This is a genomic window from Pseudomonas serbiensis, assembly GCF_030580745.1.
Taxonomy (GTDB): domain Bacteria; phylum Pseudomonadota; class Gammaproteobacteria; order Pseudomonadales; family Pseudomonadaceae; genus Aquipseudomonas; species Aquipseudomonas serbiensis.
On the sequence record NZ_JAUQOO010000026.1, the window covers coordinates 43527 to 66591 of the forward strand.

Annotated in this window: 7 protein-coding genes; 4 read left to right on the plus strand and 3 right to left on the minus strand. The window is 59.0% G+C overall.

Annotation, left to right across the window (positions count from 1 at the left end):
- Nucleotides 1-55: 55 nt before the first annotated feature.
- The 4 genes from Q6A51_RS24375 to Q6A51_RS24390 all read left to right on the plus strand — a co-directional run bounded on the left by Q6A51_RS24375 (nt 56) and on the right by Q6A51_RS24390 (nt 5127).
- Nucleotides 56-865, plus strand: coding sequence for a helix-turn-helix transcriptional regulator (locus Q6A51_RS24375; protein ID WP_236123960.1), 810 nt, complete (start codon nt 56-58; stop codon nt 863-865).
- 45 nt (nt 866-910) lie between these two features.
- Entirely contained in the window at nt 911-2359 is a 1449-nt protein-coding gene (gene adeC, locus Q6A51_RS24380) for an AdeC/AdeK/OprM family multidrug efflux complex outer membrane factor (RefSeq protein ID WP_304575925.1), read from the plus strand.
- A 528-nt stretch (nt 2360-2887) separates the two neighbouring features.
- Nucleotides 2888-3652: a helix-turn-helix transcriptional regulator gene (locus Q6A51_RS24385; protein WP_201000654.1), complete on the plus strand. Its 765-nt coding sequence runs from the start codon at nt 2888-2890 to the stop codon at nt 3650-3652.
- Nucleotides 3653-4272: 620 nt separating this feature from the next.
- Entirely contained in the window at nt 4273-5127 is an 855-nt protein-coding gene (locus Q6A51_RS24390) for a helix-turn-helix transcriptional regulator (RefSeq protein ID WP_201017125.1), read from the plus strand.
- A gap of 136 nt (nt 5128-5263) precedes the next feature.
- On the opposite strand, the gene Q6A51_RS24395 is transcribed toward Q6A51_RS24390, so the two are convergent.
- From Q6A51_RS24395 to Q6A51_RS24405, 3 genes are all read right to left on the minus strand, one after another.
- Entirely contained in the window at nt 5264-7228 is a 1965-nt protein-coding gene (locus Q6A51_RS24395; RefSeq protein WP_201017126.1) for a MacB family efflux pump subunit, read from the minus strand.
- Entirely contained in the window at nt 7225-8400 is a 1176-nt protein-coding gene (gene macA / locus Q6A51_RS24400) for a macrolide transporter subunit MacA (protein WP_304575926.1), read from the minus strand. Before macA ends, Q6A51_RS24395 begins: the two co-directional genes overlap by 4 nt.
- An 80-nt stretch (nt 8401-8480) precedes the next feature.
- Nucleotides 8481-23065 (minus strand): amino acid adenylation domain-containing protein (locus Q6A51_RS24405; protein WP_405046180.1); only part of this gene is annotated, 14585 nt, incomplete at its 5' end.

Genomic DNA, 23065 nt, shown 5'->3' on the forward strand with positions numbered 1-23065 from the left:
ACTGGACGAGGTCTGGAATCCTGGCGGAAATAAATGCCATGGGGGCGCAAGTGTGATGAATGCCAATCTACGAATGACGGGAAAACAACCGGCTTACTTTCTGGAACTGGGACGTCTGATCTCGAGCGTCGGTGATGCGCAGTTCGTTTCCAACATGTACCAACTCATAGCAGCCTCAGTGCCTATTGACCTTCTTGACCTCAGCGAATGGACAATTGACGAAAACGAAGCAAGCATCATAAGCATCCAGCCTCTGGGGCGCGAAGCTACAGAACGAAAGCAGGGAACGCCGACAGCATCGCCGGACAACCAGATGCTGCTCACGCGAATGCTCAACCTGGATGACTCACTGCTGATTCACCTCAAATATCCATTCAACGATGCACCCGGCAACACCGTAGGTTCTACGGCCGCTTACCAGTGCAATCTGGTTTCACGAAAGTCCAATCGCCGCTGTGTGATCTCTCTGCAGCGCGAACAGCCACTGCGCGATTTCTCCCTTCATGAGCTGTCCTTCCTCAAGAATTTTTCCGAAACGCTGCTGCCCTTGCTGGAACGACATGCCCAGGCAACACGCAATCTGTGCAGCACACCGGCCGAAGACGATGCGGGAATGCTGGGCGGACAACAATTGCTGAAAGACTTCAACGAAAAGCTGACGCTTTCAGAAGTCAGGCTGTCATTGCGTGAAAAAGAGATCTGTCTTGGCTTGCTCGCAGGTTCGACGGTTCCGGAAATGGCTGAAAAGCTCCATGTCAAAAACAGCTCCATAGAAACCTACCTCAAGCGCGCAGCGGCCAAGCTTGGCGTCAAAGGACGTCACGGTCTGGTGAAGTGGATGATTGGTGTCTCTCAGAGTGCCTAACCCCCTGACTGCGGTGGGTTGCCGGTATCCACAAAGGTTATTTCAATGAAGTATTTTCTGCTCAGCGCCATAGCAGTTTCAGTGCTTGGCGGCTGTTCCCTCATTCCCGACTACCAACGCCCTCCCTCCCCTGTGGCTGCAAACTATCCCTACGCCTCGGCAGGCAATAACAATCTGGTGGATATTGCAGCGGCGGAACAAGGCTGGCGGAATTTCTTTCGTGATCCGGTGCTTGCCCAGTTGATCGAAAGCTCACTGTCCAATAACCGTGACTTGCGCGTAGCAGTGCTCAACCTTGAGGCCTATCAGGCCCAGTACCGCATACAGCGCAGCGATCTGTTTCCTTCGGTTTCGGTGAGCGGATCAGGTAGCCGACAAAGCCTTCCGGCCGATATGTCAGGCCTTGGTGAACGCGCTATCAGCAGCTCCTACTCGGCCACGCTGGGTATCAGCGCCTACGAGCTTGACCTGTTCGGGCGAAACCGCAGCCTTACTCAGGAAAGTCTGGAAACCTATCTTTCCAGCGAGCAAGCCAGACGCAGCACGCAATTGAGCCTTGTGGCCAATGTGGCAAACGCCTACCTCACCTGGCGGGCAGATCAGGAACAGCTCAAGCTCACCAGGGACACACTGAAAACCTATGAAAAGAGCCTCAAGCTGACTCTGCAGCAAGGCTCTGCAGGCACTGCGTCGGCTCTGGCCATCAGCCAGGCTCGTACGTCAGTGGAAAGCGCACGGGCCAACCTCGCGCAATACGAAAGACTGATTGCCCAGGACCTCAATGCCCTGACGCTTCTGGTAGGCACAAGCGTATCGGACACTCTGCCGGCACAGCCCTTGAGCAATGAGCTGCTGGGCAGTGTGCCCGCCGGGCTGCCTTCAGAATTATTGCAGCGCCGCCCCGACATTCAGGAAGCCGAACACCTGCTTAAAGCCGCCAATGCCAATATCGGGGCTGCACGAGCCGCATTTTTCCCGAGTATCAGCCTGACCGCCAACGCGGGTACATCCAGCACCGAGCTGTCCAGGCTGTTCAAGGCCGGTTCAGGGGGATGGCTTTTCCAGCCCCAGATCAATATTCCAGTCTTCAACGCGGGCAACCTGCGCGCCAGCCTGGATTACTCGAAAATCCAGAAAGATATCCGGGTTGCACAGTACGAGAAAAGCATCCAGACCGCTTTCCAGGAAGTCGCTGATGGCCTGGCGGCAAGGCAGACCTACACGCAGCAACTGGCCGCGCAACGTGACTCATTGAAGGCTAACGAGGACTATTACCGATTGGCTGAGGCTCGCTATCGCAGCGGCCTGGATAGCAGCCTTACCTTGCTGGATGCCCAGCGCTCGCTGTTCAACGCGCAGTCCACATTGATCTCGAACCGCCTCGCCCAGCTCACGGCCGAAGTCAATCTATACAAGGCCCTGGGTGGCGGGTGGACTGAATACAGCACTCCTGCAAGCCTCCCTTCAGCAAGCCTCCAGCCACCCCCCGCGTGAGCGGGCATCAGGTATCATCCATTCTAATGATGATAGTGGCCAAGTGACTCTCCACTCGATAATAGTAAGCGCTTAATATTAAAGAGCTAGCACTTCTCGCCCCCTGCTGCATTAATATTTTTTTACCTACACATCTGTATCTTTTTGGACTAACTAATTTTAATAGTGTTACTAATTCACTCAATCCAAAGACCCGAAGACAATCGCCCTCCGCACTCACTAGTCGAAAATGATGAAAGCTACTCCCCTACGGTTGCGCTAGATGCTGAAACGATATAGCCTTTTTCCACATCAAGGTGCATGAGTGAGTCCAGACATGGTTTTGTCGAATCTAATAGCAGACGGAACAGCGACTTTGAAAATCATGATTCTTTCAGGCCTGACAGAGTCCGGGGCCTTAAACACGTTAAAAGTCTCAAAATCCTTATTGAACTTCCTCAATCGTCCGTTGTCGTATGACCGCAACTCCTTCCGATGAAAACTCGCACTATTCAGCGTTCTTGACCGGATAACAGGCGCCGCTCATGCGTGGCAAAGATTGATATTTATCGGACTGACTCTATGCACAAAAAATTACCGGACTCCCAGGTATTGGATTTGCTCATCGAAGCGGAGCGCAATTTCCCTGCCGCCAGCGAGACGGAATATATCAGTTCGCTCTCCTCGCTGTTTGGCAAGTTAAACGTTGATTATTTTGCCTACCTGCACATGGACCTGACCCCGCTGGGCATTTCTCGAGTCTCGATATTCAGCAACTACCCGACCGAATGGATTGAGACCTATCGCAAGAAGTCGCTCTACAAGAAAGACCCCATCATCATTCACTCGGCAAACACCTCAAGCCCGTTCTTCTGGAGCGAGGTGTTGCGCCCCAAGCATGCCAATCTGGAAGTGGTCGAGCAGTCCGCACGCTACGGGATAGAACAGGGCTTTACCGTTCCCATGCATGAGCCGGGCCGCACCTTTGGCTCGATGCACCTGGCCGCATCCCTTGCAAATAAAGCCTTTGTGCCCAGCATGCAGTCCCACCTTCTGGCGATAAAAGCCATAAGCGATATCGCCCATCACAACCGACCGTTGCCTTGCTCCACGTGCGAATCGCTGAGATTGACGCCCCGTGAAAACGAGTTTCTGAGATGGCTCAGTATGGGCAAGACTTACCGCGAGATCGGTCTGATAATGAATATCAGTGAGCGCACAGTGAAATTCTATGCTCACCAGATGACGGAAAAACTGGAGTGCGTGAATGTCAAACAAGCCATGATGAAAGCCATGTATCTCAACTTGGTCTAGTCCAGAAACAATGCGTGGTCTAGTCCAAAGATTAACTTGGTCTAGTCCAGAAACACCAAATACCGCCTTTACCCACCTATATCGAAAGGACTTTCCGCACTCAATTAGTGCGTCATCTGCGTGCCTCAGCGATATATCCTAATAACTTACGCCCTAAACATGCGTTTGAAACATCTATATGTTTAAACGACTCTGAGGCGCTGCCTTTGTTTAACCGCTGACCACCTCAAGAAATGTTCCCGATAAAAATTAACTATTTGCGACATTGAAAAAAGTTATAACGACCTTCGCCCGACTTCATGAATCATTCCTGTACCTAGGTACAGTAGTAAAAGAGGGGGTCGAAAGTTAAAAATCAAGCACTGTTCAATATTCAGGCATCTTGAAAATAGTTGGCGACCACTTGATGTCGTTTTTGAGCAGCTCCTGTGTTTGGCAAGTTTGCAACCTTTCACTTGCCGCCAGGAAACAGCCCCCGAGTCGTCGGGGGAAGGCTTGGGCAGCGTACAGGAAGATGACTGCCCGGACCTTAAGCCATAAGCCCGGTCACGCACGGGTCGTGACTGAGGTTGAAGAGATTCAACTGAAAAAAATTTCATCTAACACAAAAAGGAAGTCTGATGAACGTTCAACAACTCTTTCCCCATCTGGGCAAAGTCATCACCGGTACTGGAAGCCGTCATTTTGCGCGTCTGCTTCACGATCTGATCAGCGCCTCGCTTCATGTGGATGCCACTCATGTGAGCCAGCACAGAACCAGGCTCGTGGAGGTTGCGGCAGGTGCCTCAGCGCCAGTCTCCATGGATAAAGACTCAAGCCAGGATGCGTTGCCTCAGGGCAGCCAGCAACGCCTGGAGCCTGTCTTGCTGAGCGTCGACCAGGTCGCCAATGCTCGCGTCGACAAAAGTATCAAGTTTGGCACGCCGGCTTATGACGCACAGGACATCGAGAACCCGTGCGAGGATCACAGTGAGGTGCCTCAAGTACACCTGGCATCGCACAGCAACGGCCAACGCTGCGTCATCTCGGTCTATCGCTCATCGTCCTCCAAACCCTTCACCAGCCAGGAGCGGGCTCAGCTCAAGGACATGTCCTGGATGCTGCTGCCCATTGTCGAGGAGCACATCGCGACCCTGACACCCGTGCGCGCAGCCGTTGCCCCTACGCCGATCATTGCCGGGGCCGATGAAGATGCCGCCATGGAAAGCCTTCGTCAGCGCTTCCTCGATCGGCTACAGGCGTCGGAACTGAGCCTGTCTCTGCGCGAAACAGAAGTTTGCGTAGGGCTGCTGGCCGGCCTCACCGTGCCTCAGTTGGCCGAACGGCTCGAATTGAAGGTCAGCACCGTAGAAAGCTATTTCAAGCGCGCAGCAGTAAAGATGGGGATCGGCGGACGCAGCCCTTTGCTTCGCTGGCTGCACGCCACGGACACCAAGCGCCACCCTGCTGCCGGTGTCTATCAGAAAGCGGTCTGATACAACTCTTCTCTTATAACCTCACTTCCTTATGCAGCGGCATCGGTTCTATATCCCATGGATGTACCAACCGATACCGTTGCGCCACCTCGTCCTTAACTGCCGCAATCGATTCAACTGCGGCAGTCAGTGTGCCTCAGTCCCGAGCCAGGGCATCGATCGGATCAAGCCGCGCAGCATTGCGTGCCGGTACGAAGCCGAACACGATGCCGATCAGGGTTGAGCAGACGAAAGCCGTAATGATCGAGCCCAGTGAAAACACCATTTGCCATTCCTTGACCAACAGGGAAAACACATAACCTATGGCAAAGGACAGTCCTATGCCGATCAGGCCCCCCAACAGGCAGACCATGACAGCTTCCACCAGAAACTGCTGACGGATATCCGAGGGCCTTGCACCCACTGCCATCCTGATGCCGATCTCGCGGGTACGTTCGGTCACCGATACCAGCATGATGTTCATGACGCCAATACCGCCGACCACCAGGGAAATCACTGCAATCAGCGACAATAGCAGCGCCAGCGACTGGCTGGTCTTCTGCACGGTCTGCATGATGCTGTCCAGGTTATAGGTGAAGAAATCCTTGGTGCCATGACGTTTCTCGATGAGTCTGGTCAGGTTTTCTTCCACCAGCTTGCTTGGCTGGCCGTCCTTGACGCGCACCGTGATGCTGTCCAGATAGCGCTGCCCCAGCAACCGGCCGGACGCCGTTTCGTAAGGCATCCATACATTCAGGTTCTTGCTGGTATTGAAGACGCTTTTCTTGTCTTCCGTCACACCAATAACGATACAGGGCAGGTTATCCACCAGTATCACCTGGCCCAACGGGTCGGTTTTCGGCCCGAACAGGCGTGTGCGAGTGTTGTGGTCGATCACCACCACCTGGGCCTGGCGAATACTGTCTTCTTTGCTGAACCCTACGCCCTCACCCATCTTGATGCCACGCACCCTGAAATAGTTGTCGCCTACCCCGTTGACGGTCGCGGTCACGTCGAGGTTCTGATAGCGCAATAACAGGTTGCGGCCGACATTGGGCGTTGCACTGTCGATGTAGTACTGGTCCCCCAGCGCAGCGACATCGCCCAGAGAGAGGGTTTCGATTGCCGCCGAGCGGCTGTCTCCCCAGTCAGTGCCGGGAAATATCTCGATTGTCGTACTGCCAATGGCGGCAATGTCATTGAGCACGTAACGCTTGGCCCCCTCACCGACTGCCACGATAGACACCACGGACGTGATGCCGATCACAATTCCCAACATGGTCAGCAAGGTACGCATGCGGTGCGATATCAGCGCTATCCAGGCCATGCTGAAGGCTTCGCGGAACAGCTCGAAGCTGGCCACCAGACGATTACCCTGCCGGGTTTTGCTCGGTAATACCTCCTGGTCATCGTCTTCCAGCGTCTGGCGGGCGGGATTGGTACGATCGCTGATGATCTTGCCGTCGGAGATCTCGATGATCCGATGCGCATGCGCCGCGACTTTTTCATCGTGCGTGACCAGGATAACCGTACGCCCGGCCGCATTGAGCTCCAGCAGAATCTTCATCACTTCCTTGCCGCTGGCAGTATCCAGCGCGCCTGTGGGCTCGTCGGCCAGAATGATCTCGCCGCCGTTCATCAAGGCCCGTGCAATGCTGACCCGTTGCTGCTGACCACCGGAAAGCTGATTGGGACGGTTACGCAAGTGATCGCCAAGACCCAGGCGGGACAACAGCTCTTGCGCTCGGTCATTGCGGGCCGACTCGCCTACCCCGGCATAGATCGCTGGCATCTCGACGTTATTGACCGCGCTCAAATGACTGAGCAGATGATAACGCTGGAAAATGAAACCAAAATGATCACGGCGCAGCGCTGCCAGCTCGTCATCGGTCAACGAATGGGTTTCGCGCCCACTGACCTTGTAACTTCCGGCATCGGCATGGTCGAGGCAGCCCAGCACGTTCATCAAGGTCGACTTGCCCGACCCTGAGGCCCCGATGATCGCGACCAGTTCCCCATGATTGATCGTCAGGTTGATGTCATCCAGGGCAATGAAATCCTTGGCACCTGCGCTGAAACGTCGGGTAATGCCCTGTAGCTCCAGTAACGGCTGAGTCGTCATGCGCCTGCCCCCGAGGTTGAGGCCGCGGTCGCCGTTGCGGTGGACGGTTCGCCAATGACAACCTGATCGCCTTCCTGCAATCCGTCATCGATCTGTACCCGGACATTGTTATTGATACCGGTCTTGACCTTGCGAACCTGAGCCACTCCCTGAGCATCCAGCACTCGAATCGCAAAGCGGCCCTCCGCATCTTTGTCACCCAACGCCGCAACAGGCACTGTCAGCACACCAGTGGCCTTGGAAAGCACAATGCGAACTTGCGCAGTCATCGATATCCGCAGCTTGTGCTCAGGGTTTGGCACATCGAACAGTGCGTTATAGAAAACGGCTGTGTTCTGGCGGCTGGAGTTGTTGGCCTGGGTTTCCAGGAAGTTCTGCGGCGCAGGCTCGATACCGCGCAATTTGCCGTAGTAGCGTTTGTCGGACTCCCCCAGGATCGTGAAGTAGACCTCCTGGCCTTGCTTGATATGAATCACATCCGCCTCGGAAACCTGAGCCTTGACGGTCATGGTGTCCAGATCGGCCAGCTTGAGCAGCACCGGCGCCAGTTGTTGGGCGATGACGGTCTGGCCTTCCTGAGTCACGATCCCTACCACCGCGCCATCGATGGGAGCCACGATGCGCGTATAGTCCAGATTGACCCGTGCAGTTTCCACCTGGATGCGAGCGTCCTTGAGTTGAGCGCTCAAGGACCGCAGGTTGGCAGCCTCGACCCGGTAATCCGACTCGGCGGTTTCAAAGTCCTGTTTCGAGATCGCTTCCGCTGGCAGCAGGTTCAGATAGCGCTCGTAGGTCGCCTTGGCTTTGCTCAGTTGCGCGGCAGTGGCTTCCTTCTTGGCAATCAGATCCTCTTCATTGACCTGAGCCTGGCGCAGGGAATTCTGCAGGACGACCGGATCGATCTCGGCCAGCCACTGCCCTTTCTTGACCTCATCCCCCAGTTTGACCTTGAGTGACTTCAACTGGCCGGATACCTGGGCACCGACATCCACCTGCCTGACGCCTTGCAGAACGCCGGTGGCCAGCACCGAATTCTCGATATCGCTGCGTTCGGCCCTGGCCGTCAGATATTGCGGCGGCGCTTCCTCGGAGCGAGTAGCGGCATACAAGACCCCGGCGACAGTCAACAGGCCGAGGATGATAACGGTTTTGCGAAACTTGAACTTTGGCATATGAGACCACGAATACGTTGCTGGCAGACCCGGCTGGCTGGCAGCCGGGATGGAGGTGTCGATATGTGCCGTCGAGGCCGTTATTGCAGGATCGATGGATGGCTGACTTCCTTGCCGGGTGTAACGAGTCCCTCGCGCCACCATTGCGCGAGGCGTTGAACATGGCCGTCCTTGAGGATCGTGAAATGGTTGCCCGGCCCGTACCAGACACTCAGGTCCGGGACATGAGACTTCCAGCCCTCCAGCATCGATTGCTGCTCACGCTGGTTGTGCGCCGCATCCAGAGTCGGGTCTTCGGCCAGCACCAGCCGGACGGGGCCGTCATAGCGGTGAACGGGCTGATAACGAGTTCGCAAGGCTGCACCAAAGGCACGCGCCGGACCGTTCATTGCGGTGACCGGAGAGCGGGCTGGCAGAATTCCGGCGCGCACCATCCCGGCATGCAGCAGACGCATCTGGCCGGCATCGTCCTGTGCGGCAAATGCGGCAGCATCGATGTGCAGTGATTTGCCCGACGACAACTGAATCGCCTCGATCAGGCGCATCAGCACCCCACTGCTCGTATAAGGCCGGCCCACTACGCCATTGCAGCCTGGCGACTCGCTGTCGATCAGGGTCAGCGACGCAACCTCACGACCCTGAGCCTGGAGACGAGCCGCCATTTCATAGACCACCCAGCCACCGAACGAATGGCCCAGCAGATGCAACGGGCCATGGGGATGGACCGAGTCGATGGCTTTCAGATACGCCTCGGCCGCGGTTTCCACCAGACCGAACGGCACAGTTGCGCCATCCAGCCCGCGTGGTTGCAGACCATGCAGCGGCCAGTGCGGCCCAAACGCATCAGCCAGGCCGATGAAACCGGTGACACTGTCCCCGGCGCCCGGTACGCAGAACACCGGCACGTGATCGGCGCGCCCGGACTGAATCGTCAGCAACGGCTGGAACGTCCCGCCACCCGGGCCTGTCGGGCCGCCCTCTGCCAGGGCCGCATTGATAGCCAGCCCCAGTTCCTGGATATGGGGCACCTCCATCATCGTCTGATGGTTGCCCGGGACCGATACGCAACGCAGTTTCGCAGCAGGCAAGACGGCCTCCCAGCCGAGATAGCCTTCATGCAGCGGCGCATCCTCGGCCCGTTCGGCGGCCACGAACAGATGGACCGGAACCGGCACCGGATACACGGTGTAGTTGGCAAGGGCGTGGCCATGGGCGACTTCGCGATCAAGGTAATGCCACAGCTCGTCGCGGCCCAGCGCCGCTATCTCCGCAGGCAGCAGGTTTTGCTCGCGGCAGGCTTGCAGTAGCGTATCGAAGTCCACCTGACGAGCCATCGATTGCAGCGCTGCCAGTGACGCAGCGATACGGGCTCGCTCTTCACTGCTGGATGCCGAAGCGTTACCCAGAACCTCGCAACGATCCAGCAGATGCAAGGCATGCCCGTGCTCGCGGGTCCAGCGCTGACGTCCCTGATCCACGCAACGCGGGTAATAACTGTCGATCAGACCAAGAAACTCGACCGTCTCCTCAAGTGCGATCAACTGGTTGGCGATTTCATAGGCCAGAACGCCACCAAACGACCAGCCCGCCAGACGATACGGGCCATGCGGCTGAACCTCACGCATCAGCCCGATCAGTCGGGTTGCCATGCATTCCATCGTCTGCAACTGCTGCTCGCCCCAGGCCAGGGCAGGCAAACCATAGACCGGCGTGTCCGGGGCGATATGCTTGCCCAGGGCCGGGAAGTAAAGATCCAGGCCGCTGAACTCATGAACCAGGAACAATGGCGTACGGGTGCCACTGCGTCGTACAGGAACTGCGCCTCCTGCGTGCGCCTGGCCACTCTCGCGTTGCTGGATAAGCCCGGCCATGGCAGCAACACTGTCGTGTTCAAAGACTTCGGACAAGGTGATACGCGCATCTGTCTGAGTCAGAACCCCGACCAGACGCACCGCCAGCAACGAGTGACCGCCCAGCTCGAAGAACCGTTCATGGCGTCCCACCCGCTCCAGTTGCAACACCTGCGCCCAAGCCTGGGCCAGTGTAGTTTCAAGGCCCTCATGCGGCGCCTCATAACCGTGGCTGACCAGCGCCTGTTCATCGGGAACAGGCAATGCTTTCACGTCGAGCTTGCCGTTTGCAGTCAATGGCATGTTTTCCATCCTTACATAAGCGCTCGGCACCATATAGTCCGGTAGCTGGCTCTGCATGTGCGCTCGCAGCGCGTCGATACCCACGTCGCCGTCGGCAGTGAAGTAGGCCACCAGGCATTGCCCCGCCGCAGCCGATTGCCGCGCCAGCACAACACTTTCCCTGATTGCCGGATGAAGATTCAGCCTCGCATCGATTTCGCCCAGCTCGATCCGATAGCCACGCACCTTGACCTGGTTGTCGGTACGCCCCAGGTAATCCAGCGTGCCGTCCGCCTGCCAGCGCCCGGAATCGCCGGTGCGGTACAGCAACGCACCTTCGCCAGGGCTGAACGGGTCATCGAGGAAAGCTTTTGCTGTCAGCTCCGCACGATTCAGATACCCCAGCGCCACGCCGTCGCCTGCGATACAGATTTCACCCGCAACGCCCACCGGGACCGGTTTTTGCCGCGTATCCAGCACATACACCCGGGTGTTGGACAACGGTTTGCCAATCGGCAGGCTGGCCGTGTCTGGCGCAACATCCCCGAATGCATAAGTCGTGGCGAAGGTCGTGCTTTCCGTTGGCCCGTAGCCGTTGATCAACTGCAAGGCCGGAGCCAGTGCACGCATCTTGCCGAACATCTGCGCATCGGCCCGCTCACCGCCCGACATCAATACACGCAAGCCGGCAAGGGCTGGCCCTATCAGGCCCACGTACTGGTTGAAGACCGACGTGGTCAGGAACAACACGCTGACCTCGGTACGTGCCAGAACATCCGCGAAACGGGGAGGATCCAGCAGGCATTCATGGTCGATAATGACCAGTCGCCCACCATTGAGCAGCGCGCCCCAGACCTCCATCGTGCTTGCATCGAATGCCGGATTGGAAGCGAACGCCAATCGGTCTTCAGGCCTGAACTGCACAAAGCGGTTATTCAGGACCAGACGCGCAATGCCACGGTGCGGCACCACCACCCCTTTGGGCAGGCCGGTGGAACCTGAGGTGTACAGCACGTATGCCGCATCGTTGCCGACTGTTTCGACATCGCACTCAAGAGCTGCCCCCTGCGGTGCCGTCACGTCCAGCCAGCGAATACCCTCCGGCATCGGCGTATCGGCGGTGCTCAGGGTCAATACAGCGGCGCTGTCCTCGATAATCAGACGCAGGCGCTCCTCGGGAGCCTGACGATCAAGCGGCACATAGATGGCGCCGCATTTGAGAATGGCAAGGGCACTGACCAGCCAGTCCAGAGACCGGTTCAGCAACATGGCGACACGCTCGCCCGGCCTGACACCTTCATGCCAGAGCTGACCGGCCAGCCGCTGTGCCTGATCGTCGAGAGCCTGATATGAGGTCTGGACGCCATCGTGTTCCACGGCAATGGCCTGGGGATTCAGACGCGCCTGCGCCTCGAACAGACGATGCACCGGCTGATCCGCAGGATAGTCAGCATGGGTATCGTTGAACTCCAGCAATACCTGATGACGCTCGGCCATCGGCAAGACCTGCAATTCGTGAACGGGCTTGTCCGGGGTACGCTCCAGCGCCTCGACCAGGCTGTACAACGCCCGATTCATGTAGGCACAGATGCGTTCCGCTCCGGCCTGAGGCACGGCCTGGGCGGTCAGCACGAAAGAATCGACCATATCGTCCACGTTCAACGCGACCGGATAGTTGCTCCACTCCTCCCCGCCCAATCCTTGAATACCGTCCCATGCCGCCTGTGCCTGGGCATCGACCTGCACGCCACTGTGACGATAGTTGAGCAAGGCGCTGAACAATGGCGCGGGTGCTTCGATGCCGCTGCAACGCTGGGCAAGCGCCAGTGAGGCGTGCTCATGGGCCAGCAGAGCCGCCAGCGAGGCATGGGTTGAGCGCACTGCATCTCTTGCGCTCTGGCCAGAAATATCGATGCGGATCGGCAAGGTATTGATAAACATGCCCAGAGCACGATCGGCCCCCTCACCCCCCTGCATGCGGCCCATCAACAAGGTGCCGAACACGACATCTTCGCGACCGCTGACCAGGCTCAGCACCTGTGCCCAGGCCAGATGATGCAGGCTGGCCGGGCTAACGCCCAATTGCCGGGCGCTGGCACGCAGCCTTTGCCCAAGCGCCTCGTCCAGTACCAGCCGGAACTGCTCGATACCGTTGCCGTCCATCTGCACATCATGCAGGCCGAATGGCAGCGTCGATGTATTGACATCACCGAGCATTTGCATAAAGAACGTATCGTGTGTCTGCGCCTCAGTGCCCAGCCTGGCCTGCGCAACATAGTTGCGATAAGGCACCGCCGCGCCCAATTGCGCCTCCTGCCCCGTGAGGAATGCCTGCATTTCAGCCTGCAAGACATCCAGAGCGGTATGGTCCAGTGCAATGTGATGGAACAGCAGAATGCCGACCCAGCGATCCTGCTCATTGTCGTAGGCGTAGGCCAGATGCAGCAGCGGTGCCTGACGTACGTCCATGCGGTAATGACGCGGGTCGAAATGCTCGCGCAAACGGGTTTCCAGCGCGCCATGGCTTGGGTCCAGCGTCACCACCTCGATAGGCAGCGGTGCATCGCGCAATACCACTTGCACAGGCTCGCTCAGACCTTCCCAGAAAATCGCCGTACGCAGGATGTCATGCCGCCCGATCACACCGCGCAACGCGGCGATAAAGGCATCCAGCCGGTCCTGATCCTCGAAGGTGAATACCGCCTGCTGCAAGTAGGAGTCACCGAGCCCGGCAGCCAGGTGGTGATAGAGAATGCCTTCCTGCAACGGCGCCAGCGGGTAGATATCCTGAATGTTCGCCACACCGCCGGGAACCGAAGCAGCCAGCCGGTCGATTTCGTCCTGAGTCAGATCGATCAGCGGCAACATCTCAGGCGTAATCCGTTCACATCCCTGAGCCGCGATCAGATTGGCGGGCACTGTCACTTCATGATCGCTGCCGACCGCCTGAGCCAGTGCAGCCAGTGTCGGCTGGCCAAACAGAACGCGAACATCAGCACTCAGCCCGACCTGACGCATGCGCTCGATCAGCGTGACAGCCAGCAGCGAGTGACCGCCCAGTTCAAAGAAGTGATCAAAACGACCTACTTGCTCCACATGCAGCAGCTCCGACCAGATTTCGGCCAGCATGACCTCTACCGCACCTTGAGGTGCTTCATAGCTGCGGTTGGCAATGCTGTCGCGATCCGGCGCGGGCAAGCGCTTGCGATCCAGCTTGCCATTGGCGCTCAGCGGCAGGCTGGCAAGTTTCACATAAGCGGCAGGCACCATGTACTCAGGCAACAGGCCCGACAGATAGCCACGCAGACTTTCGACTTCCAGATCCTGCTGTGCGGTGTAATAGGCAACCAGCCGCTTGTCACCCGGCGTGTCTTCACGTGCGATGACCACCGCTTCCAGAATGTCCGGGTGAGTGCCCAGACGTGCGGCCACTTCACCCAGTTCGATGCGGAAACCGCGTATTTTCACCTGATCGTCATTGCGGCCCAGATAAATCAGCGTGCCGTCAGCCAGGAAGCGACCCAAGTCACCGGTGCGGTACATACGTGCCGCCGGGTCACTGCTGAACGGGTCACGAAGGAAACGTTCGGCGGTCAGTTCCGGACGGCCCAGATAGCCCCGCGCCACTTGAATGCCGGCAATGTAGATCTCGCCCGCACTGCCCAGCGGCACCGGTTGAGCGATGCTGTCGAGCAGATAGATACCGGTATTGGCCACCGGTTTGCCAATCGGCGTGTTATCCGGGGTTTCAAGACCGCTGCAATCCCAGGCGGTGACGTCCACGGCAGCTTCGGTCGGGCCGTACAGGTTGTACAGAACGGCAGCGGTCGGTTGTGCCTTGAAGCGCCTGACCAGATGCCCCGGCAACGCTTCACCGCTGCACATCACACGGGTCAGGCTATGGCAGCGCTCCAGGTTGCCGTGAGCCAGGAAGACTTCCAGCATCGAAGGTACGAAGTGCAGGGTCGTCACACCCTGGGCCTGAATCGTGTCGCACAGGTAGGCTGGCTCACGATGACCACCCGGACGCTCCATCACCAGACGGGCGCCGTTGAACAGTGGCCAGAAGAACTCCCATACCGATACATCGAAGCTGAACGGGGTTTTCTGGAGCACGACATCGGTTGCGTCCAGAACGTATTCATCCTGCATCCACAAGAGCCGGTTCACGACGCCAATATGTTCGTTCATCACGCCCTTGGGCTGGCCGGTGGAGCCGGAGGTATAGATGACATAGGCCAGATTCGAGGCGGTAAGGTTGGCAACCCGAGGGTTATCGCCAGGCTGACCGTCCAGTTCCTGGCCGTCGAGCATCAGCATCGGGCATTTGCAGTGTGGCAGGCTGTCACGCAAGGACAATTGGCCAAGCACCACTACCGGCGCGCTGTTCTCCAGCATATAGGCCAGTCGGTCCGCAGGATAATCCGGGTCCAGCGGTACATAAGCGGCGCCAGCCTTGAGAATGCCCAGCAGGCCCGCAACCATATGCAGGCTGCGCTCCACACAGATGGCGATCCGATCCTCCACACCGACGCCCATGCCGATCAGACGATGAGCGATACGGTTGGCCTGTGCGTTGAGCTGCGCATAGCTCCATGACGTGCCCTCGAACGTCAAGGCCGTTGCATCCGGCGTCCTCGCTACCTGGTCTTCAAACAAGCCGTGCAGCGTCAGGCCTTGCGGATAGTCCACGGCTGTCGCGTTGAATGTTTCGAGTAATAGCCGACGCTCATCGGCCTGAACCAGCGGAATATGGGTCGCGACTGCATGGCTGTCAGCGACCATGCCACGCAATACAGCTTCCAGATAACCCAGATGGCGCTCGATGGTGTCCCGGTCAAACAGCGCGGTTGCATACTCCAGCGAGCCATACAGGCGTCCGCCGACTTCCGCCATGTCCAGCAGCACATCGAACTTGGCGCTGCGACTGCTGGCATTCACGCCCTGCAGGTTCATATCGCCAAGGGCCAGGTCCTCGCCTGCGCCGTTCTGCCAGGACAACATGGCCTGGAAGATCGGGCTGTGAGCCAGGCTGCGCACCGGATTGACCGCTTCCACCACCTGCTCGAACGGCAAGTCCTGATGAGCCTGTGCTTCAAGGGTGCGAGCCTTGACCTGTTGCAGCAACGTCTCGACCGTCGGCTCGGCAGACAAGTCCACTCGCAGTGCCAGGGTGTTGACGAACAGGCCGATCAGGCCTTCGACCTCGACCCGCGTGCGGTTGGCCACTGGCGTTCCGATCACCACATCATCCTGACTGGCCAGGCGGCCCAATACCGTGGCCCAGGCCGCAAGTACAGTCATGAACAAAGTGGTGCCCTGGCGCTGGCTCAAAGCCTTGATCTGGTCGGTCAGCGCCTGATCCAGCGCCAGGCCGACGGCATTCCCTGAATAATCCTGTTGCGCAGGACGAGCACGGTCAGTAGGCAGGCTCAGCAGCGCCGGGGCCTCAGCCAGAGCCTGTTGCCAGTAACCGCTTTGCTGCTGCAACACCTCGGCGGTCAGCCAGCAGCGCTGCCACATTGCATAATCGGCGTATTGCAGCGCCAGGGCCGGCAGCGGATCGGCTTCACCGTTGCGCAGTGCTTCATAAAGAATGCCCAGTTCACGGGTGAAGATATCCGAGGACCAGCCATCGGCAATGATGTGGTGGAAAGTCACCAGCAAGACATGATCGTCGCTGGCCATGCGTACCAGTCGGCCACGAACCAACGGACCTTTGCTCAGATCGAACGGTGCCCGTGCCTCGTCGGTAACCAGCAGCGCCAGGCTCTGTTCGGCAGTCGGCTGCCCGTCCAGTGCCTGCAAGCGCAGCTCGAAGCCGATATCCGACGGCGCAATACGCTGTTCGGCATCCTGCCCCGGCAACTGGACAAAAGTGGTGCGCAGCGATTCGTGACGGGCCACGATCATATCCAGCGCACTCTGCAGTGCATTCGCATCCAGCTCGCCACGCAGACGCAGGCCGGCCGGAATGTGATAGGCCGGGTTGTCGCCTTCAAGACGCGCCAGGAACCAGAGTCGCTGTTGTGCGAACGACAGCGGCAAGGCCTGATCACGGGAAACCGCAATCACGGAAGGCTGCGAACTGCGCGCTGCCTGCGCCAGTCCCCTGGCCATGGCTTCAAGGACCGGATGGGCGAAAACATCCATCAAGCGCAGCTCAGCCCCCAGTCGCTGCCGTACATGGGCAATCAGCCGCATGGCCAGCAAGGAATGACCTCCCAGTTCAAAGAAGTGGTCGTTGCGCCCCACCCGCTCCACATCGAGCAATTGTTGCCAGACCTGAGCCAGCGCGGTTTCGGTCGCGCCTTGCGGCGGCTCGTGGATCCGGCTGGCAAAGGCCTCACCTTCCGGTGCCGGGAGCGCCTTGCGGTCCAGCTTGCGGTTCGGCGTCAGTGGCATGGCTTCAAGCATCACAAAAGCGCTGGGCAACATGTACTCGGCCAGTTGTGGCGCGAGGGATTCACGCAGCACACCAGCAGTCAGTGTCTGCCCGGCATGAGGCACCACATAGGCGACCAGACGCTTCTCGCCCGGCACGTCCTCGCGGGCAATGACCACGGCTTCCTTGACCCCGGCACAGTCGCCGAGACGGGTTTCGATTTCCCCCAGTTCGATACGGAACCCTCGAACCTTGACCTGGAAGTCATTGCGGCCCAGGTATTCGAGGCTGCCGTCTGCCAGGTAACGCGCCAGATCGCCGGTCCTGTACATGCGCGCATCCGGTTCGTCGCTGAAAGGATCGACCAGGAAACGCTCGGCGTTTACTTTCTCAAGGTTCAGATAACCGCGGGCCACACCGTCGCCACCGATGTACATCTCACCCGCGACACCGGCTGGAACCGGTTGCTGCCGGGCGTCGAGCAGGTAAATGCGGGTATTGGCCATCGGTTTGCCGATGGTGACGTTGTGACTGGCTCCGCTGCTGTCCACGTAAGCGGCAGTACAGGACACCGTCGCCTCTGTCGGGCCGTAGGTATTGATCAATTGGGTATGGGCCGGGCGCAACGCCTGCCACCATTGCAGCTTCTGAGCCGACAGGGCATCGCCGGTGACGTTGATCAGGCGCACGCCCGCCAGTGCCTTGGCAGCCAGCGCTGGCTGATGGTGCCAATCACCCACCAGGGTGTGCCAGTGCGCGGCAGTCATATGCAGCATGCTCGGGGCTTCGTCTGCCAGACCTTCGCTACCAAAGATGTCCCGAGTGGGAACCAGAGTAGCGCCAGCCAGCAATGCCGGGAAAACCTCTTCCACCGACAGATCGAAGTTAAGGGAGTTTTGCTGCAGCACCGAATCCTCGGCTGTCAGCTCGAAAAGCCGGGCCGCGTCGAGGCTGTAGTTGACCAGCCCGCGATGCTCGATCATCACGCCCTTGGGATTGCCGGTGGAACCGGAGGTATAGATCACATAGGCCAGGTGGCGGGCGTTCAAGCCTTTGACGTCCGGGTTGTGCTCCTCGCCTGCCAGAGCGCTGTCCAGAGCCACCACCGGAATGCTCAGTTCCGGTAGCGAACGGTCCAGCCCGCGATGGCTCAAGACCGCCTTGGGCTGGCTGTCCTGCAACATGAATTGAAGGCGATCCGCCGGATAGGCCGGATCGAGCGGCACATAGGCTCCGCCGGCCTTGAGCACGCCCAGCAGGCCGACCAGCATGTCGATGCCGCGCTCCACACAGATCGCCACCCGATCATCCGGGCCGATGCCCATGCCGATCAATGTGTGTGCCAGGCGGTTGGCCCGCAGGTTCAGTTGCGCATAACTCAGGCGCTCGCCTTCGCACACCACCGCAATGGCATCCGGCCGGGCAGCCACCCGCTCCTCGAACATGCGGTGAGCGGTGCTGGTTTGCGGATAGGCAGTCCGGGTGCGGTTCAAGTCGCTCAGCAGGCGCTGACGCTCTTCGGCATCCAGCAATTCAATTCTGGTGATCGCAGTACCATCACCCGACACCAGACCGCGCAGGACATTTTCAAAATAGCGGGTGTAACGGCGCACAGTGGCTTCACCAAACAGTGCAGTGGCGTACTCCAGACTGCCGACCAGTTGGCCCTGCAACTCGCTCAGGTCCAGAGAAAGGTCGAACTTGGACACGGTATTGGCAATGCCAATGCCTTCCAGAGCCAGGCCATCGAGTGTCAGGGCAGCGCCACCGGTGTCCTGCCAGCTCAACATCGCCTGGAACACTGGGCTGTGCGACAGGCTGCGTACCGGTTTGACCACTTCCACCACTTGCTCGAATGGCAGGTCCTGATGGGCCTGGGCACTCAGGACCCGATCCTTGACCCGCGCCAGCAGTGTGCCGACATCCGGGTCGTCCGAAACGTCGATACGCACGGCCAGTGTGTTGACGAAAAAGCCGATCAAAGGCTCGACTTCAGCACGCATGCGGTTGGCCATTGGTGAGCCGATCACCACGTCGTCCTGCCCGCCAAGCCGGCTCAGCAATACGGCCCAGGCAGCAATGACCGTCATGTACAACGTTGTGCCGTGGCGCTGGCTCAAGGCTTTCAAATCCTGGGTCAGGGCTGCATCGAGCACGATGCCCAGGGTCGCACCGGCATAATCCTGTTGCGCCGGGCGTGGTTTGTCGGTGGGCAGCGCCAGCAATGCGGGAGCATCGGCCAGGGTTTGCTGCCAGTAACGGCTTTGCGCTTCCAGTACTTCGCCACTGAGCCAGCGGCGCTGCCAGACGGCATAATCGGCGTACTGAACGCTCAGTGGCGGCAGCGGATCTTCCAGTCCTTGTCTGAACGCTTCATACAATTCGGTCAGCTCACGGGTCAGCACGCCAAGGGACCAACCGTCTGAGACGATATGGTGAACAGTCACCAACAAGGCATGATCCTCGGCATCCAGACGCACCAGACGTCCGCGGATCAAGGGGCCGGTGGCAAGGTCGAACGGTGCCAGCGCTTCTTCCTGAGCCATGGCGAGCAATTGTTGCTCACGGTCGTTACTGGCTTGCAGGTTGAAACGAGTCAACGCGAATCCGCTGTCGACTGGCTCAATCAGTTGCACAGGTTCCTGATCCTCACGAACGGCGAATCGAGTACGCAAGGCTTCATGGCGAGCCAGAATGCGCTCCAGTGCCCGTTGCAGTGCGCTTTCATCGAGAGGCCCGCGCAGGCGCAGGCCGGCCGGCATGTTGTACGCCGTGCTGCCACCCTCCATTTGCGCCAGGAACCACAGGCGCTGCTGGGCAAAGGACAAGGGCAGATCCTCGTCGCGGGGCACTCTGACGATATCCGGCAACGTGCTGCGACCTGCCTGCGCCAGCAGCCCGGCGAGAGCTGACAGCTCCGAATGAGTGAACAGCTCGGCCAGGCTCAGCTCGACACCAAGGCGCAGCCTAACCTGGGAAATCAGGCGAATGGCGAGCAATGAATGCCCACCCAGATCGAAGAAACGGTCAAAGCGTCCGACCTTCTCGACCCCGAGCAATTCCTGCCAGAGCTGGGCCAGCGCCACTTCGATTTCGCCTTGAGGCGCTTCGTAGCCCTGACTGACCAGCGCCTGCAGGTCCGGTGCAGGCAGCGCCTTGCGATCCAGCTTGCCATTGGGCGTCAACGGCAGCGATTGCAGAACAACATAAGCCACCGGAACCATATATTCGGGTAACTGAGCCAGCAGGTATTCACGCAGATCCTCGATATCCACATCTTCGATGCTGGCGGTGAAATAGGCCACCAGACGCTTGTCGCCCGGCACATCCTCACGGGCCATGACTACAGCCTCTTTAACCGAGGCATGACGGGCCAGCCTGGCCTCGATCTCGCCCAGTTCGATACGGAAACCACGGATCTTGACCTGATCGTCGTTACGGCCCAGATACTCGATATTGCCATCTGCCAGCCAGCGACCCAGGTCACCAGTGCGATACATGCGGGCACCAGCGTTGAATGGATCGTCAAGGAAGCGCTCGGCGGTCAGGTCATCTCGATTCAGATAGCCGCGAGCCACACCCGCACCGCCGATATAGATTTCGCCCGGCACACCCAGCGGCACCGGCTGGCGATGTTCATCCAACAGGTAAAACTGAGTATTGGCGACCGGCTTGCCGATATGAGCGGCAAAACCCTCTTCGCGATCCATGGCCACCCAGCTTGAGTAAGTGGTGGTTTCCGAAGGTCCGTAGAGATTGCACAGGCGCTTGACGCCGGTTTCAGCGAACAGCCTTTCAACCAGAGAACCTTTGAGCGCCTCACCCGCCACGTTAACGGTATGCACGCCCTTTTGAAGGCCACCCGATTCCAACAACGCTTTCAGAGCCGAAGGCACGGTATTGATCAAAGTGACGTCATGCTCGCCGTCCTGCAGGGCCAGTACGTTCTTGACCACTTCAATGCTGCCGCCGGAGATCAGCGGTGCAAAACACTCGTAAACCGCAAGGTCGAAGTTCAGCGAGGTGGAGAACAGGGTCCTGGCCAGCACTTCTGGCTCAAACGCCTGCTGAGCCCAGGTCAGGAAGTTGACCGTATTGCGGTGCTCGATCATCACCCCTTTGGGCAAACCAGTGGAGCCCGAGGTATAGATCACGTAAGCCAGATGACTGGAATTGAGGCCCGGCACCTGTGGGTTGGCGGCCGGCTCAGTGAGCCAGTTGCCCCGATCCAGTTCGATGACCGGTGCCGAGGACGTGGCCAGCAATTCATGACTCGCGGCATGGGCCAGAATGGCCGTAGGCGCACTGTCCTGCAACATGTAGGCAATACGATCCACCGGATAGGCCGGGTCCAGCGGCACATAAGCGCCACCGGCCTTGAGAATGGCCAGCAGGCCGACCACCATATCGACGCCACGCTGGACACAGATCCCCACTCGCGAATCTGGCTGCACGCCCTGATTGCGCAGGTGGTGAGCCAGTCGGTTGGCGCGTTCGTTAAGGGTTTGGTAGCTCAGGCGCTCATTGCCATGTACCAGCGCAATGGCCTGCGGTGTACGCTCGACCTGGGCCTCGAACAGGCCGTGAATGGTCTGCGTTTCCGGATACGGCGCCTGGGTGTCATTGAATGTAACCAGCAACTGAGTACGCTCGGCCTCGGACAAGACCGAAAGACGATTCAGGTGGGTATGCGGCGCGTCTTCCAGAGCAGTGACCAGGCTCGACAATGCCGTCTGCATGAAATCACAGGTGCGTTGTGCGCCAATGGCCGCCACCGCCTGGGCAGTCAGCATGAATGAGTCACCCAGATCATCGACGTTCAGCATCAGCGGATAGTTGGTGCGTTCCTCCATGGACAGGGTCTGGATACCGGCCCACGCCGCCACGGCTTCGGGTGCGGCGGCCTGACCTGCGCTGTGGCGATAGTTGAGCAACGTGCTGAACAGCGGCAGCGCGGAAGGCACGCCACTGCAACGCTGGGCCAGGGACAATGAAGCATGTTCATGGCCGAGCAATGCCGACAGCTTTTGATGCGTGGCACGCACACCGGCCTCGACACCCTGAACACCCACATCGATACGCAGCGGCAGCGTATTGATAAACATGCCCAGCGCCCGATCCGTACCGGCAGCGCCGCTCATGCGGCCCATCAGCACCGTCCCGAACACCACCTCTTCACGCCCGGCGAGCCGGCCCACCACCTGCGCCCACGCCAGATGCACCAGGCTCGCGGCACTGGCTCCCAGACGGCGGGCCTGAATGAGCAGACGCTGGCTCAAATCAGCATCCACTAGCTGATGCACTTCTTCGATACCACTGCCATCGCCCTGCACATCCTGCAACCCCAATGGCAGTGTCGGCTCGTCGATATCGCCCAGCATGTCGCGGAAGAAGGCTTCATGCTCCTCACGGCTGACGCCCAGACGGGCATTCGCCACATGATTGCGGTAAGGCACAGCAACAGGCAGCAGCCCGGACTGACCGGTGAGGCTGGCCTGCATTTCCTGAACCACGACTTCCAGCGCGGTATGGTCAAGGGCCATATGGTGGAACAACAGCATGCCGACCCAGCGGTTATTGGCCGGATCAGCGGCACAGGCAAGGCGCATCAGCGGAGCACGGGAAACATCGAGGCGATAGTGACGCGGGTCAAAGCGCTGTTGCAGTTGCTCCAGCACATCTTCACTACCCTGCGCCATCACAACTTCTTCGACTTCCAGAGTTGCCGTGCGCCAGACCACCTGAACCGGCTCGCTCAGGCTTTCCCAGACCACGGCGGTACGCAGAATATCGTTACGATCCACGACGCTCTGCAAGGCACGGGCAAAGCTGTCCAGATGTTGCTGGCTCTCGAAACTGAACTGCACCTGCAACACATAGGGATCGCCTTCGGCGGCTGCCAGATGGTGATACAAGATCCCCTCCTGCAACGGAGCCAGGGCATAGATATCCTGCACATTGGCAACACCACCCGGCACACTGGCGACCACGCGGTCGATAGCGTCCTGATCCAGATCCGCCAGCGGCAGCATATCCGGGGTAATCCGCTCGCAACCTTCGGTAATCAGATTGGCAGGTACCAGAATTTCCGTCTGCCCACCGACTGCTGCGGCCAGTGCTGCCAGAGTCGGCTGGCCAAACAGCACGC

What these genes read in the sequence shown, in the direction of transcription:
- macA (WP_304575926.1), bottom strand. Translation starts at nt 8,400, where the DNA reads ATGCCAAAGTTCAAGTTTCGCAAAACCGTTATCATCCTCGGCCTGTTG.
- Q6A51_RS24395 (WP_201017126.1), bottom strand. Translation starts at nt 7,228, where the DNA reads ATGACGACTCAGCCGTTACTGGAGCTACAGGGCATTACCCGACGTTTC.
- Q6A51_RS24375 (WP_236123960.1), top strand. Translation starts at nt 56, where the DNA reads ATGAATGCCAATCTACGAATGACGGGAAAACAACCGGCTTACTTTCTG.
- Q6A51_RS24390 (WP_201017125.1), top strand. Translation starts at nt 4,273, where the DNA reads ATGAACGTTCAACAACTCTTTCCCCATCTGGGCAAAGTCATCACCGGT.
- adeC (WP_304575925.1), top strand. Translation starts at nt 911, where the DNA reads ATGAAGTATTTTCTGCTCAGCGCCATAGCAGTTTCAGTGCTTGGCGGC.